A 15,026-nucleotide genomic window follows, 5' to 3' on the forward strand; every position below is an offset into this window, starting at 1 on the left:
GTATCAAAAGACTGCTCTAATGTAGAGATTCTCAGCAACAAGGAAATGGTATTTTTCCAAGAGATAAATAAGTAAATTTGGATATCTTTTTGTATATCTCAAACATTAGAATATAATGGAAATAAGAGAATGGATAATAGGGGGCATATCGTGAGTAAGACAAAAAAGATTTTATTGATTTTACTTGTAATTTTTCTATTTATATTAGCCGGAGTAGTCATCCTGATGTATTCCTTCACACAAGGTATGAAGGGTGATCCTGATGAAGAAAAGAAAGTCCGGGTGCAAGCGGAACAATATCTAGTGGAAAATTTTAAAGAAAAAACGTATGTATACGACGTGTTATACGATAACATGGGTAACTTTGATGAGTTTGAATACGCCGCTAAAGTTAGAGAGGAAAAGTATGGTACAGAATTTCTTGTGTATTCTAACGTGCATACTGGAAAAATGGAGGATTCCTTTATTTCCAACAAATGGAGAGATGATTCAGAAAAAGAAATAAAGCCCTATATCGAAGAAAAAATTGGGGATGTAAAGTCATCAGTGGAAATGAAAGAAATTACTGATAGTAACAATTATGAAGAAATCCAGGCTAAAATAGGGGATTCTAGTGAATTAGTTGTCCTTTTTGATAGGGAGATTGGAAGAGAATTAGATATTGACCCGAATCATCCAAAAAGTTATAAAGAGTATGATGTTGCACCATCTATCCTTCTTACAATTCACCGTAAAAAACAAGATTCAGATGAAAATGATTTTAACAGTATTATTCAATCCATTAAAACCGACCGCGCTCTTGTTCGAGGTGAACTCATCGTGAATTACGTCAGCATTGATGGAGTGGCATTAGAAGATGACGAATGGCGAAAAACGTTTTAACCTATGTATTGCCAATATGGGTCCTGTTCAAAGGTTTAGACACTGTTTATATAAACAGTGTCTAAACCTGACTATTCATTTTTTTAGTGATGAAAAAGGCATACTACTTCTTATGATATGATTTCTTTATTTGACTCCATTGTAAATTTATCCTTTGTTTTTCCTTTCATGCTGTTAGCAACTAGCACGCAAATCATACTGAAGATAAATAATCCAAGGAAGAAAATCCATGCAACACGGTAGCTTTCAGTGAGATCATAGATTAAACCGGAAACAATGACCCCTAAGGAACCTGCTGCCACAAAGAAGACTTGTACGACTCCAAAAATTGCTCCGAAATCTTTGTTACCAAAAATATCGTTTGTCATGAATGGAGGTCCTAATGTCGAGATCACGACACTGAATCCAAAAGCAATCGCAAATAAGTAGGCGAAAGCAGGGCCTTTAGCCAACAGAAGGGATAGCATGGCAATAGTCATACATATCCCTACATAGATAGCTCCTCCAGTAGTACCGAACTTATCCAATACAGCACCTAAAATCAATTTTCCCACTGTGTTTGCGAGGGAAAGCAGGCCAAAAATCGTACCGGCAAAGAGGGCGGGATGACCAATATCTATTAAATAAGCGGGAATATGCATCTGTACACCCCCTGCCACCAATGCAAAACAAACGATTCCTAGTACAAAAATCCAAAACATCGCTGTCTTCTTGGCTTCGCCCATCATTAATCCGCTCTTCTCTGTCTCTATTTTCTCAGTTGACTCCATTTTATCAGCACCAAGTGGGGCTAGGCCTTTTTCGGAAGGACTTTTCTTGGCAAATAGTAAAACAAACGGCAATGTTAAGACAATGAGAAGTATTCCCGCTATAACATAGGCTGTTGGCTTTATGATAGGTATCTGTGTCGCGGGTTTTTCAAATATTCCCATTTCCATTATGGTAACGAACTGGTTTTATGAGAAAAAGGGAAAGGCCATGGGTTTTGCTTTTGCAGGATCAGGAATAGGCGCTGCGGTGCTTAGTCCTGTATTAACTACCATCATCACAAACTACGGATGGAGAACAATACAAAAGTATAGAGCTGAATTGGCTAATGAGTATGACATGAATCCCAAGCCCGCCACCACTACACAAATGGACATGATCAATCTCATATTACCCTTAGCCAGTAGCTTTCCCATAAAGGGGGAAGCTACTGCCACGCCAAGACCAGCTATGGAAAGAGCAATTGAAAAAGTGGTTCTACTTATTCCTAAATCTTCAGTAACAGAAACCATAAATAAGCTGTGTAAAGAATTTATTATAGAGTAAGCGGCAAACATTATAAAGAACCCACATAATACAACATACCAACCATAGAATACGCCTTTAGCTCCTTGCTCCATACATTACCGCCTTTCTCCAACCACTTCAATTACCTTCGAAGATTAACCGATATCAATATAACATGTTTTCTCACGAGTGAATTCCATAATAGAATCCACACCGTATCCACTACTTTTTTGTCCACCGAAAGGCAACTCAGGACCTACTGTCCGGTATGTATTGACCCAGACATTTCCTGACTCCAATTTCCGAATCATTCGGTGTGCCCGGTTCAAGTTGGTCGTCCAAACGCCTGCTCCTAAACCGAATTCAGTATCATTGGCCATAGCAATCGCTTCATCTTCCGTATCAAAAGGGATGACGGTCGCCACCGGACCGAATATTTCCTCCTGACAAATTCGAAGGGTGTTACTATCCACCCTGATTAATGTAGGCTCAATCCAGTAACCTTCCGCTAAATGTGGCATATCCGGCAATAGATCCTTTCCTCCGTGGCGACCGCCGATGATAATTTCTCTCCCTTCTTTTTTACCTAATTCTATATACGAGCACACTTTTTCATATTGTATGGCATTAGCAATTGGCCCCATGGCGCTTTCAGGATGCATCGGATCTCCTAGTTGGATATACTCGATGATCACTTCTTTCATTTTGGTCACCATCTCATCAATAATCGATCTTTGAATAAGGATCCTGGAACCACCTACACATAGTTGGCCTGCATTCCCAGTGAAAATCCCATTGAGTGTAACACCTTGTGCAGCTTTTTCAAGATCGGCATCCTCAAAGACGATGTTTGCTGATTTTCCACCAAGTTCAAACGTCATAGGCTTTGGATTTTTAGCCGTTGATTGGGCAATTGCCCTGGCCGTTGCCCCGGATCCAGTTAGGCTGACTCTATTCACGTTAGGATGACTGACCAATGTATTACCTACTTCCACTCCATCCCCTGAAACAACATTCAGAGTACCAGGGGGAAGAACCTCATTAATTAATTCACCGTACCTTAATGATGCGACAGAGGCCAGTTCAGATGGTTTGATTATGACGGTATTCCCTGCAGCAAGGGCATAGGCCGCTTTAACGGTAAAAGTAAAAAGAGGTGAGTTCCATGGAAGTATTCCTACAACCACCCCATAAGGTTCCCGTAATGTATATCCAACACTTGATGAACCCAACTGGACGGTATCTCCCTTGCTTCCTACAGCTGTCGCTCCTGCTGCATCGTACCAGTAACTTGCTAAACTTGGAATGAGTCCGTAACTCGTTTCCCTAATGACCCACCCATTATCTCTAGTCTCTAACTCCGAAAGTTCTTTACCATGTTGGACAATCAGATCACCAATTCTCCTCAAATAGTTTGCCCGCTCCATAGCTGGTAGGGTAGACCAGCCCTCAAAAGCACGCCTTGCTGCCCTTACTGCCGATTCGGCATCTTCGACTGTACTGTTAGGAATAGTGGCCCATACCTTTCCCGTAGATGGATTGATACTTTCTATTTGTCTTCCGGAAGAAGATTGAATTAATTTCCCGTTGATCATGTTTTGAAAATCCCTAATTTCATTTGCTATTTTCAAAGTTCAACTCCGCCTTTCAAAATGAGTATATATTTCAAACAGGCATGATTACCGCACTTTCGTCATACCATCCTAATGCTGTTGCGGCTTGTTTATAAAACTGATCTGTACGGCCTAAATAATTCTCATAGAATCGGGCCCGTTTTACAAATAGCTGGCAATCCATTTCTTCTGTAAAACCAATTCCTCCATGAATTTGTATATTATCAGCGGAGATACGGGTAAAGGCATCCGTAGCAAAGATTCTTGCGCAAGCAATGGCCTGAACACGATCGGATGCATGACTTTCCAATGCCCAATTCGCATAATATGCCAAAGATCTTGCCATTTCCAAGTCTGTCTTCATATCTACTATTCTGTGTTTGATCGCCTGGAATCTTCCAATGGGGTGGCCAAACTGTTCACGAATTTTTGCGTACTCGGTAGCCATCTCCACTACTTTCTCCATAGCTCCCACTATTACAGCTGAAAGTGAAGCATTGAAGGAAAGTAAACCCTCTTGGAGAACATCCCAGCCTTTGTGAAGAGTTCCGAGGATTTGATTTCTTGGAATTTTAACGTTACTAAATGTAAGCTTTCCTAAGCTGCGCGTCTCATCCATGTTTTTTTGGTTTTGAATAGTCAGATTGGGATCGGTACGATTGACAATAACTAACGAAATCCCTTCTGTACCTTTTCCTATATCTGTGCGGACCGTTACGATAAAATGATCGGCTAACTCGGCATCTGGAACAAGCGATTTTACCCCATTTAATATCACTTGGTCATTTTCTACTTTTCCAGATAGATTAATTCCAGAAGGACCATAACTTCCGCCCCTCTCTAACCATGCAAGAGAAAATGATTGAGTCCCATTCGCTATATTGGGTAGATAGTTTTCTTTTTGTTCTTCCGTACCGAACTTTTCTAATAAGGGAACAGCCAATGCACTCGTTTCTAAATAAAGTCCTGGTACTAATGAACGACCGGATTCTTCAAGAACAGGTATTAAATCCAAAGGTCCTAATCCCATTCCTTCATATTCTTCTGATATATTAATACTAGTACAGCCTAATTCGGCCATTCCTCTTTGCAGGGCTAGTAATGATTCTGTATCACCCTTGATAAAATCACGAGCTGCCTTTGTTTGACCTGCATCATCTAAATACTTTCGGACATACCCCCGAAACATCTCTTGTTCTTGATTTAAAGAAAAATCCATTTTTCATCACCCCTATTTAGACTTAGCGTCCCATATCCTTCGGTAAGCCTAGAATTCTTTCAGCAATTGTATTCTTTTGTATTTCACTCGTCCCTCCACCAATTGTCTGGCCGAATGAATAGAGATAATTATCTTGCCAATATGACTGACCTGAAATGGCATCTTCTTTCCATAGAACTCCCTGATGACCTTGCAGGGATATTGATTCAGAAAGTAAGTCCTTTGTGAGTTCACTTACTATTAATTTATCCATGGAACCCTCGGCTCCTGGATAACCATTTTTTATTGTTTTCGTTAAATTCCGATAATAATTTAATAGAGAACCACGGGAACGAGTATATAAATCTATCATCGTTTTTCTAACAAGTGGATCGGCCATTAACGGCTTGTCATCCACTTTCCATTCTTTTGTCAATGATACGAGGTCATTGAATTGCTGTTCCAATGTGAAAACCTGTGCTCCTATACCCGTTCTCTCATGCATAAGGAGCGCAATTGAAACCTTCCATCCTTCATCCACTTCTCCAACAATTTCAGCATCATATGCAATCGCGTCATTTAAATACACTTCATTAAAATCATGCTGCCCATCCATTTGAATGATAGGTCGCGTTTCCACTCCTGGCTGTTTCATGTCCAAGAGGAACACTGTAATCCCTTTATGTTTCTTATCAAAACGATTTGTTCTAGCAAGTAAAAAGCAGCGATCCGCTAGATGCCCAAAGCTTGTCCATACCTTTTGACCATTAATGATCCATCGGTCTCCATCTTTTACTGCACTCGTTTGGATAGCTGATAAATCTGATCCAGCGTTTGGCTCGGAGTATCCTTGACACCAAACTTCTTCACCTGTGAGGATTTTTTGAATATACTTTGTTTTTTGTTCTTCCGTACCTATTTGCATAAGTGTTGGTGCAACCATATGTAGTCCAACATAATTCACCAAAGGAGGTGCTTTAACACGAACCATTTCCTGATGATAAACAATTTCCTCCATCAACGTAGCTTCCCGGCCACCATACTTTTTCGGCCAAGCAATTCCCGCCCAGCCCCCTTCGTATAACTTCCTTTGCCAATCTCTTAAAAAAGCGGCATATTCACCTTCATCCTTAGAAACCTGGCTAGATCCTTCTAACCAACCTTCAGGTAAATTTTGTTCAAGCCACATTCTTAATTCATGTCGGAATTCTTCTTCCTTTGCTGAAAACGAAAAGTCCATTGTTTCTTTCCCCCTTTTTTACCAGTCTAAATTGAATGATCTATACTTGAATCCATTGTGGCAAAGAACGTTCTTCCGTCATTTTCTCCCAAGTCATCTTGACCTGCATTCCGATATGAACATCATCGGTAGGACACTGCTGAATATTCCCGATTAATTTGACATCAGGCAATTTATCTAATTCGACAATTGCAATGATGAGTGGTAAATCATCTTGGAATCCTGGCAGAAATGGACGATAGGAAATGATATACGAATAAACTTTCCCGTTTATGTCACTACCTTGACTTTCCCAACTTAGTTCCGTACTTCCGCATTTTGCACAACTTGGTCCAGGAGGATGCGAATATTCCTGACAGCTATTACACTTTTGTAGAATCAGTTCATGACGATCTGCCCCATCCCAATATGGGGTATTATCTTGGGTTTTTACCGGAATTGGTTTTTGATATTCCATCTTTTTCCCTCCTAGTTTCTAAGAATCATAGCTCCTGCGATATCAGGACCAGCCCAGCCAGTACATATACCTATTTCACAATTTTCCACCTGGCGATCTGTCCCTTTATATTCATGTCGGACTTGTCGAACAATTTCCAATACGTTATTCATCCCATGTGTATAGCCTTCTGATAACATTCCTCCAGCAGTATTCGATGGTAATTTCCCACCCATCCGTAAGTTTCCTTCGGCTACAAAATCCCCTACTTCGCCTCGTGGCGCGAATCCATAAGCCTCTAATTGACGTAGCACCACCCAGCTATAACAGTCATAAATGGACGCAACCTGAATATCTTCGGGTTTAACCCCTGCCATTTTATATACTTCAGGTGCAACATAGTCAGAAGCGACTTCATCTAAATTGTTCCAATAATGGGCATGTGACACACATTGCCTTGCAGATAAGCCCATGATGTAGACTGGTTTAGATTTACCATTTTCAGCTCGCTCTGCTGAAGTGACGATGATTGCATTTGCTTCATCTGATTCCATGCAGAAGTCGTGCTTATTGAATGGGTAACTCAAATATGGTGTATTTTTATATTCTTCCATCGTTAACGGTTTCCCGTAAAAATATGCTTTTGGATTTCTTTGGGCATGCTCATAAAAGCTCGTGCAGACATGTCCAAGATGCTCCTGGGTCAACCCGGTTTCATGCATATGGCGAGTCGCAAAAAGTCCGAACCACTGTGATGGGCTACCCGCTCCGTAAGGAATGATAAAGCTCCCACCTTCAATGGCCGATTGGAGCAGATTCACATCCCAACCGCCCCCGCCCATTCGGACGCCAGATCTCCCATTCATAGAGCGGTAGATTAATACCGTATTTAATTGACCTGTTTCAATTAGACCAACAGCATCAGCAATTAACATCTCCGTGCTGCTTCCTCCACCCATAATATCGTTTACATATTTCGGACGAACGCCTAAATACGTGGCTAACTGATGTGAAGTGCAAGAATCATGTTCGGAATAACTCATGAAACCATCAATATCTTTCGCTTGAAGACCAGCATCATTCAATGCTGCCCGTGCTGCATCCAATGCCAAATGAAGGGGCGTTGTTCCAGAATTCTTGGATCGTTCACTCTCCCCAACTCCGACAATGGCGTAGCGATCTTTTATACTTCCCATAAAAAAGCCTCCCTTTTGATTTCTAAAGCAACCCCCTATTGAAATTGCAAGACGACTTGCCCTGATCCTACAACATGCTCTGGTTCTTTTTCTGCAATAAGATCCAGTTTGACAAAGCGTTTTCCCTCTTTCTCATACACATTTTTCACAAATGCTGAACAGGTAATTTGGTCTCCGGGTACAGTGATAGCACCGAATCTCATTTTAAAGTTCGTTGGCATAGCGGTATCGCCAGCCAATTTCATTACATATTCCCCTAGAAAGCCCATGACCAGCATTCCGTGAGCAATCACCCCTTGCATTCCTACTTTTTTGGCAAAGTCATCATCTGTATGGAGCGGATTGAAGTCCCCTGAAGCACCTGCATATTTGACTAATTGAACTTTTGTTACACTTGGCTTGGTAAGTGACTTGAGTCTTTGTCCTTCTTGTAAGCCTTCATAATTCAACATTTCCCTTTACTCCTCTCATTGGAAGTCTTCCTTTTGCTCCAATCGACTATTTATAAGCAATTATTCCCTACTTAAACTGTAGATGATTTAGCTTTTAAGGGCCTATAGATAATATTCGTACGGCTTATCACAACCAATTTACCCGTTTCATCTTTGATTTCCGTATCGAGAACCACGAACTGCATAGGCCCTTTTTTTCCTTCACGTTCATACACATCAGAGACCTTCATCTGGCAATATAGTGTATCCCCCGGACGAATTGGGCGTTCATAGATGAATTCCTGCTCACCATGCAGCATTCTTCTTTGATCGAGCTTTAGATCCAAGTTTTCTCCACTATCTTGCCCTATTGCTATAGGGAAAGTGGGAGGAGCAATAATGCCTCCATATATTGTTTTTGCAGCATACTCTTCATCGATATATAAAGGATTAAAATCACCGATTGCTTCGGCAAATTGCCGTATATGCCTTTTTTCGACTTCAAATACAAATTGATTTCCAGTTAAACCCTTTAAATAATCCAACTCCATAGTTTGCTACCCCCTAATCGTTGTTTTCACTTCAGATTCGTTACCGATAACAAGCATCGCATCCGCTGCTTTAATTCCATCTCGATAAACAATTAGAGGATTTATATCCAGCTCTTTGATGGAATCTTTATAATCAGTGACCAAGGCTGAAACCTTTAGTAACACATCAATAATGGATTCGATATGAACCGGATCTTTTCCCCGCGTTCCTTTAAGGATGGCTTTTCCCTTGATCTCTTCAATCATTTCATGAGCATCTTTTCTCGAAATTGGCGCAACCCTAAGTGACACATCTTTGAAGACCTCTACAAATATCCCTCCCAGACCAAACATGATAACAGGTCCAAAAACCGGATCATTATTAACCCCTATAATTACTTCCACACCTTCGGGGAGCATTTCCTGTACGGAAATTCCATTGATTATAGCGTCTGGTTTATACTTCAGTGCATTACGGGTTATTTCATTGAAAGCTTTTACGACTTCTTGTTCGTCTTTCACATTCAATCGAATGGCATCTGCTTCTGTTTTATGTGGAATATCAGGGGAATCCACTTTTAAAACGACTGGGTACCCCATTTTTGTTGCAAAATTTGATGCTTCTTCAGCTGTTGTAGCTAAAGATCTCTTTGTAGTTGGAATTTGATAATGATCCAATATAGCGCTTGCTTCTGATTCACTCAGTGTCTTGCCAGCAGGCAATAGTTTTTCTATATCTTGCTTCTCTATCAACTTAGGAATTTCAAGTTGTTCAAATGCATGTAACTCCTTATTTTTTCGATAATATTCACTGTATTCGACTAATTTAGCAAATCCTCTGATTGGATTTAAATTACCCGGTACAACAGGAATTCCATTTTTAACAAGCTCTGCTGTGCCTTGAGGAATGGACATGCCTACCAGTGGGAAAGAGGTAATGAATATGAATTTGTCGGAAGCTTTACAAAGACCTATAAACTCTTTTAACAAAGGATGATCAGCATCCCAATAATTAGGAAACTCAGTGAAAATAATATTATCTACTTCAGGATCTTCAATAAGAGCCCTTAATGGAGCGATAAATAATTCTGGATTGGATACAGAGGCAGCAGCTGTTAAATCAACTGGATTGGAAGCGCTTGCATAAGTAGGAATATTAAGCATGATTTTTTCCTTTGTTTTTTCACTTAGAGGAATGATGGTAAGACCATTTGCTTCACAACGGTCTGCTTCATTAATGCCTCTTCCTCCAGAACTTGTGATGATTACTGTATTTCTTCCTTTAGGCAACTTGTTGGAAAGAAATAACTTTGAAAAAGAGATGATATCTTCATAATCATCAGCTCTGACAATACCGGATTGCGTAAAGAATGCATCATAAACATGATCCGAACCAGCGAGTGAACCAGTGTGAGAAGCAGCAGCTCTACTTCCTGCTATACTTCTGCCTGTTTTCATGACAATAATTGGTTTATTTTTGTCCAGTGCGTCTTTAGCCAAAATTCTTAGCTTTTCTGGATTTTTAGATCCTTCCAAGTAACCACTTATTACGCTTATTTTTGGATCATGGATCATATATTCTACGATATCTGCAAACTCGGTTTCCATTTCATTTCCGACACTCACAAAGTAGTTAAAACTTAGTTCATTCTGTGCAGCAGCCATGTATGTTAATACACCAAATGCCCCACTTTGCGAGACATACCCCACACCTTGTTGACCATCCAACGGAACTGATAATATCGCAGGTGAAAACGTCCCGATTAATCCATTAGACAAATTAACTAACCCAACGCAGTTGGGACCGACTATTCGAATACCATTCTTTTTGGCAATCTCTGTGAGCACCTTCTGCTTTTCAATGCCTTCCTGTCCAGTTTCAGAAAAGCCCGCAGAAAAAATGATGGCCGCTTTAACATTCTTTTTTGCACATTCTTCTAACCCTTGCTGTACTTGTTCGGCATTTAAACAAAATATGGCCAAGTCAATATCGTTTGGTACATCCAATAAGGAAGGGTAACATTTTAATCCTTCAATCTCCTTCGCTTTGCGATTGATTGGATAAATCTCTCCGATAAATTCCCCATCCAAAAGTGTCTTCACTTGTAGATTACCAATCTTATATTTATTCGCAGATGCACCTAGTATGGCTACAGACCTAGGATTAAATAAAGGATCAAGCGATTGATTTGAAAGATCTAGTTGATTTTCATTTGTCATACATTCTCCCCCAACCTCGTAATGTATAAATCATTTCTCTGTTTTCATCTTACATGTAGAGAAAAAAAGATAAGAAAATTAACTATCGCTAAATTCATATAAACATTAGGAGGTTAATTCATGTAAAACCTTTCATTTAACCTTGATGCAGCAAGGGATACAAGGAGACACTAAAAAAATTACGTTCTATATAACCCCGACTATGCGTGGGGATAGCCCCGACATCTGAACAAGATAAACGCTTAACTTTTTAGTTTGAAATAAAAAAGGAAACCCCGTTTAAGGATTTCCTATATAAACTCTATTAAATTTTTTCTACTGTTCCTTGGTGATACTTGAATTCGTACCTTTTCTTAGTTCAATAGGAAACCACTTAAAACCATAAGAATATTAAAAATAAAGTGCCAAAGAATCGAAGGAATCACACTTCTGCCTTTGATAGTAATCCCTCCATAAAACATTCCTCCAATTGAAAAGGCAATGCAAGTAACCCATGGAATTCCAAGTGAATAATGTTGCAATCCAAAACCCAAACTTGTTAGTACGACCGCCCATTTTTCACCTAATAGTTCTGAGAACCGATTCAGCAGATTACTTCTCCAAATAAGTTCTTCTAATACAGCATTTGTTATTGAAAATATGATGGTGAGTAGCCACATTTCTTTGATGGCGAACCAACCATTTTGAATAATGAAAGGTGTAAAGACAATAGTATTAACGATTAATGCTATGAATAGAAAAAACTTAACACTCGTTCGGTGAAAACCGGACCATATAAATGGAAAGTAAATCAGTTCATTCCATTGTGGTTTTTTCAAATATGCTATAAATGGAGACTTGGAAAAGAAAGATAAAATGAATAAGGGGACCAAAATTAGAATTAATGATACTCTACTGAAAAGTATACGTAATTCCTTTGTTTCAAACTGTACCGTCCAATGAGTAATTGCATATAAATAAGCGGAAAATCCAACTCCAAATAGAATACTTGTGATAATAAACGATTTCATGGATTTATCGAAAGTTATAAAAATAAAAATAGACGTAATTAGCCATATACCAATAAGTAAATAATTGTTTAGTTGTAACGATATGATAAGGGATACAAATATAAATAATGAAGCGATATGTTTAAATACATATGACAATATGAAACATTCACCCCTCCGAAAACAGTAGTTGCATTAGGGCCAAATCCCTCCTGCTTACTTCGGGGGCTATAGTCCAATTCCTTCCCTTTTATTAGAGTGTAGTGTAGGTATTGGACTCTTTGGCTCAAAGGAATTTAATGAGCGGAATTCGGCGTTTTAACCACTATGTTTAATGAACCGTTTCATGTTTTTCCAACCATTTTAGCATTTTCATGCGAATTTTTTTTGATGGGATTTTAATTCCCCTCTCAATATTACTAATGTAAGGGGCAGAAATTTCTAGTTCTTCTGCCAATTGATATAGGGTAAGATTGAGCACTTTTCTAGTGTTTCTTATTTGCTTACCAATTTGTTCATTCTTTTGGTTAGAATGTTTTTGTTCCGAATCATCAATAGGCTTTTTTTTCTCAATTGAGCGATATTGATCCTTAATAATCTCCGGAGGTTCTATTAAAATCATGGAATTCAACCAAATATTCGCCCATCCTTTAAAATCCGCAATAGACTCGTCCCACTTTTCATAATGCCATGATGCAATTACTCCATCATCAAGTAACTTATCCAAAGCCTTTTCAAAACGTTCTCTCGTACGCGATGGAGTTCGAATATTTATCTCTTCCCCAATAGATTCCAAGAGCGTACTTGTTTTATTTGGCTGTAAAAAGGTTCCTTTTCTCGCTTGTGTCCTCCAACGCCAGCTTAAATATCTAGTAAGTCGTTTCTCCCACAGTTGTTTATAAGGGTTATATTGCAAAGCTTTAATTGAAAGAAGTGCAACCTGCCTGCCAGATCCATTCAAGAACTTCGCGAAAACCCGATCAATTGTAAAGGAAATCTTTTTCTTACATGTTTCCTCCGAAATGGAGTATTCTTCCCCCTTACGGTCGATAAAAGTAAATGTCCGTCCTTGCAACCTTGTATGAACTGGTTTACCTTTTTCGTAGACGATTGCTTTTTGGATATTAATCCATATGCTCTGAATATTTGTAAGCGATTTCAAAACTTGTTCTCGTTGTTTCGCTTCATATCCCCCTCTTCGCCCATCTCCACCAAGTTTAGGTTTTAAGCCTCTTATGGATAGTAAATCACTCAGGTGAATTTCTATAATTTCTTCATTGTTTCTCGCCTTGGATAAAAACAGGCTGCAAAGGGCATCGAATACATCCACATCCGCATCCGACAATAATTGTACTCTGTTCCATGCTTTGTCGACTATACTCTGTTCCATATTTAGAGAGTGGTTGAATATAGGGATAATTTGTATAAATCCTTCTGTGTTTCCACGTAGAATAGGTGTGGATGGCCATGGGGCATTTCCGATTTTTTGAAAGTTCTTTTTATAAATGGCGTCTCTGACAGACTGGTACGGTGCACTATTCATTACCAGTAAGTGGTCTTGGATAGTAAAGCTTGAAGAAAAATCCCTGATATTTGTTAATAATAAATCAGGTGTTCGAAAACCATCTTTCTTAATACAAAGAAACTCTTCTATTTTTTTTACAGAACAAGATTCCAGATTGAAATGAATGATGATTAATTTAACCCATTCTTGTACATAGCCATTTACGATATCTATTAATTTCAATACAAAATCGGTGTCTTTAGCGAATTTATCCGTAAGTTGTTGATAGAATAGTTTATTCAGCTCATCATTATCCAGTCTTGCCAAATGATTAGTGCCTAACAAACCAGCAATTTCCTCAATGATCCAATCCTTTATCTGATTTCTAAACCAACTATAAAAATTGACCCAAACAGTCTCCTTAGCCAAAAAGGTATCTGTTTTTAATTTGTTTTCCATTTGATAAATGGAATCTTCAATTAATTGTTTATCATTAAAAACAGCCTCGCTTTTTGAAGACAACTTCTCATATCTGCTTATAAGGTAAAACACAACATTCTGTGCTATCTGTGAAACGGTTTCATTTCGTGCTGTAATCCTTAGTTTAAAAAACAACTCTTCATTTTTTTTGTATGCCTCTTCCCAAATAACAAAAGATGTACTAAACCCTTCTTTAAATGTTTGAAAACCTGTCCGGCCTTTAGCCTTATGAATGTGATACATTTTATGAAAATCATTATATTGGTTGTTTGATTCATAGATGCAAAGCACCAAAAAGTTATTTATTTTGTTTGACCAGGGAAGAGTTGGCATGTTACCACTCGACTGGCTATTTGGTCTTTTTGTTTCGTTTTGCTTACCATCTATATTTTTTTGCATGAATACCTCCCCATTGAAATACGTAACCGCTCAAGATTTACTATTAAGATATATAAAAATGAGATGTATAACATGGAGCTAATGAAAGAGCAGGTAATACCCATCCTATTACATATATTCAATAAGCATTAACTTTACCCTTCTTTTGAACTAGAGTAATTAAAATTTTCTTGCCTGATTGCTTATATAAGAAAACGGATCAAAATAAAAACTCCTCAATTTAGAGGAGTTCATTCTTGTGAGAATTCTTTTAATCTAGGTAAAATAGGCACCAATATTTCATTTGCTATGTAATCCGTTTCTAAACCGATAAACTGTTTTCCGTCCAATTCAACAGATCGGGCATACTCGGGATTGTTACAGAATATGAACGAGATAATTCCATTTTCTTCAGTCATGTCAACATATTTGAATGAAATATGATTTTGGGTCAAACAGCTTTCAAATGCAATACATAATTCGTCTAGGTTCGAATGGTCAATCGCTGAAAATTTCATTTTTAACATCTCCTCTGAATACAGGATAGCAAAATATTAGTTAGATTACAAAGGACATAACATAGTTACTTTTACACACTTTATCATCACCATGGCTACATGCTGTCATTTTGAACTGTATGGATAGCATGCCATG

Annotated in this window: 14 protein-coding genes; 1 reads left to right on the plus strand and 13 read right to left on the minus strand. The window is 38.6% G+C overall.

The features are described 5' to 3' along the window. Nucleotides 1-150 precede the first annotated feature (150 nt). On the plus strand, nt 151-882 hold the full coding sequence (locus ACIQXR_RS12825; protein ID WP_403080103.1) for a hypothetical protein: 732 nt from the start codon (nt 151-153) through the stop codon (nt 880-882). A 110-nt stretch (nt 883-992) separates the two neighbouring features. On the opposite strand, the gene ACIQXR_RS12830 is transcribed toward ACIQXR_RS12825, so the two are convergent. From ACIQXR_RS12830 to ACIQXR_RS12890, 13 genes are all read right to left on the minus strand, one after another. Next, nucleotides 993-1,820: an MFS transporter gene (locus ACIQXR_RS12830; RefSeq protein ID WP_403080104.1), complete on the minus strand. Its 828-nt coding sequence runs from the start codon at nt 1,818-1,820 to the stop codon at nt 993-995. 114 nt (nt 1,821-1,934) lie between these two features. After that, nucleotides 1,935-2,270, minus strand: coding sequence for an MFS transporter (locus tag ACIQXR_RS12835; RefSeq protein ID WP_403080106.1), 336 nt, complete (start codon nt 2,268-2,270; stop codon nt 1,935-1,937). Nucleotides 2,271-2,312: 42 nt separating this feature from the next. Next, nucleotides 2,313-3,788 carry an aldehyde dehydrogenase family protein gene (locus ACIQXR_RS12840; RefSeq protein ID WP_403080108.1) on the minus strand — a complete coding sequence of 492 codons (1,476 nt, stop codon included), beginning with the start codon at nt 3,786-3,788 and terminating at the stop codon, nt 2,313-2,315. A gap of 34 nt (nt 3,789-3,822) precedes the next feature. Further along, a complete protein-coding gene (locus tag ACIQXR_RS12845) occupies nt 3,823-4,989 on the minus strand; it encodes an acyl-CoA dehydrogenase family protein (protein WP_403080110.1) in 1,167 nt (388 codons plus the stop codon). Nucleotides 4,990-5,011: 22 nt separating this feature from the next. Next, nucleotides 5,012-6,208, minus strand: a complete 1,197-nt coding sequence (locus tag ACIQXR_RS12850) for an acyl-CoA dehydrogenase family protein (protein ID WP_402959528.1) — start codon at nt 6,206-6,208, stop codon at nt 5,012-5,014. Between the two features lie 40 nt (nt 6,209-6,248). Next, nucleotides 6,249-6,665 carry a Zn-ribbon domain-containing OB-fold protein gene (locus ACIQXR_RS12855; protein ID WP_402959526.1) on the minus strand — a complete coding sequence of 139 codons (417 nt, stop codon included), beginning with the start codon at nt 6,663-6,665 and terminating at the stop codon, nt 6,249-6,251. Between the two features lie 11 nt (nt 6,666-6,676). After that, a complete protein-coding gene (locus tag ACIQXR_RS12860; RefSeq protein ID WP_402872846.1) occupies nt 6,677-7,840 on the minus strand; it encodes a thiolase C-terminal domain-containing protein in 1,164 nt (387 codons plus the stop codon). 35 nt (nt 7,841-7,875) lie between these two features. Further along, entirely contained in the window at nt 7,876-8,292 is a 417-nt protein-coding gene (locus tag ACIQXR_RS12865) for a MaoC/PaaZ C-terminal domain-containing protein (RefSeq protein WP_402872843.1), read from the minus strand. A gap of 71 nt (nt 8,293-8,363) precedes the next feature. Further along, the gene (locus tag ACIQXR_RS12870) at nt 8,364-8,822 is read right to left on the minus strand and encodes a MaoC family dehydratase N-terminal domain-containing protein (RefSeq protein ID WP_403080112.1); all 459 of its coding nucleotides are present in this window, start codon (nt 8,820-8,822) and stop codon (nt 8,364-8,366) included. A gap of 6 nt (nt 8,823-8,828) precedes the next feature. Next, nucleotides 8,829-11,021 (minus strand): acetate--CoA ligase family protein, encoded by a 2,193-nt coding sequence (locus ACIQXR_RS12875; protein ID WP_403080114.1) that lies wholly within the window; start codon nt 11,019-11,021, stop codon nt 8,829-8,831. Between the two features lie 353 nt (nt 11,022-11,374). Next, entirely contained in the window at nt 11,375-12,169 is a 795-nt protein-coding gene (locus tag ACIQXR_RS12880; protein WP_403080117.1) for a CPBP family intramembrane glutamic endopeptidase, read from the minus strand. A gap of 172 nt (nt 12,170-12,341) precedes the next feature. After that, nucleotides 12,342-14,393 (minus strand): helix-turn-helix domain-containing protein, encoded by a 2,052-nt coding sequence (locus tag ACIQXR_RS12885; RefSeq protein ID WP_403080119.1) that lies wholly within the window; start codon nt 14,391-14,393, stop codon nt 12,342-12,344. 230 nt (nt 14,394-14,623) lie between these two features. Next, on the minus strand, nt 14,624-14,890 hold the full coding sequence (locus tag ACIQXR_RS12890) for a hypothetical protein (protein ID WP_402992035.1): 267 nt from the start codon (nt 14,888-14,890) through the stop codon (nt 14,624-14,626). Between the last annotated feature and the right edge of the window lie 136 nt (nt 14,891-15,026).

The sequence above is a fragment of the Peribacillus sp. NPDC097224 genome (assembly GCF_044761985.1).
Taxonomy (GTDB): domain Bacteria; phylum Bacillota; class Bacilli; order Bacillales; family DSM-1321; genus Peribacillus.

Excerpts from the sequence above, each read along its gene's own strand:
- ACIQXR_RS12875 (WP_403080114.1), bottom strand. The coding sequence starts at position 11,021 with ATGACAAATGAAAATCAACTAGATCTTTCAAATCAATCGCTTGATCCT.
- ACIQXR_RS12835 (WP_403080106.1), bottom strand. The coding sequence starts at position 2,270 with ATGGAGCAAGGAGCTAAAGGCGTATTCTATGGTTGGTATGTTGTATTA.
- ACIQXR_RS12865 (WP_402872843.1), bottom strand. The coding sequence starts at position 8,292 with ATGTTGAATTATGAAGGCTTACAAGAAGGACAAAGACTCAAGTCACTT.
- ACIQXR_RS12830 (WP_403080104.1), bottom strand. The coding sequence starts at position 1,820 with ATGGAAATGGGAATATTTGAAAAACCCGCGACACAGATACCTATCATA.
- ACIQXR_RS12855 (WP_402959526.1), bottom strand. The coding sequence starts at position 6,665 with ATGGAATATCAAAAACCAATTCCGGTAAAAACCCAAGATAATACCCCA.
- ACIQXR_RS12870 (WP_403080112.1), bottom strand. The coding sequence starts at position 8,822 with ATGGAGTTGGATTATTTAAAGGGTTTAACTGGAAATCAATTTGTATTT.
- ACIQXR_RS12890 (WP_402992035.1), bottom strand. The coding sequence starts at position 14,890 with ATGAAATTTTCAGCGATTGACCATTCGAACCTAGACGAATTATGTATT.
- ACIQXR_RS12860 (WP_402872846.1), bottom strand. The coding sequence starts at position 7,840 with ATGGGAAGTATAAAAGATCGCTACGCCATTGTCGGAGTTGGGGAGAGT.
- ACIQXR_RS12845 (WP_403080110.1), bottom strand. The coding sequence starts at position 4,989 with ATGGATTTTTCTTTAAATCAAGAACAAGAGATGTTTCGGGGGTATGTC.
- ACIQXR_RS12850 (WP_402959528.1), bottom strand. The coding sequence starts at position 6,208 with ATGGACTTTTCGTTTTCAGCAAAGGAAGAAGAATTCCGACATGAATTA.
- ACIQXR_RS12885 (WP_403080119.1), bottom strand. The coding sequence starts at position 14,393 with ATGCAAAAAAATATAGATGGTAAGCAAAACGAAACAAAAAGACCAAAT.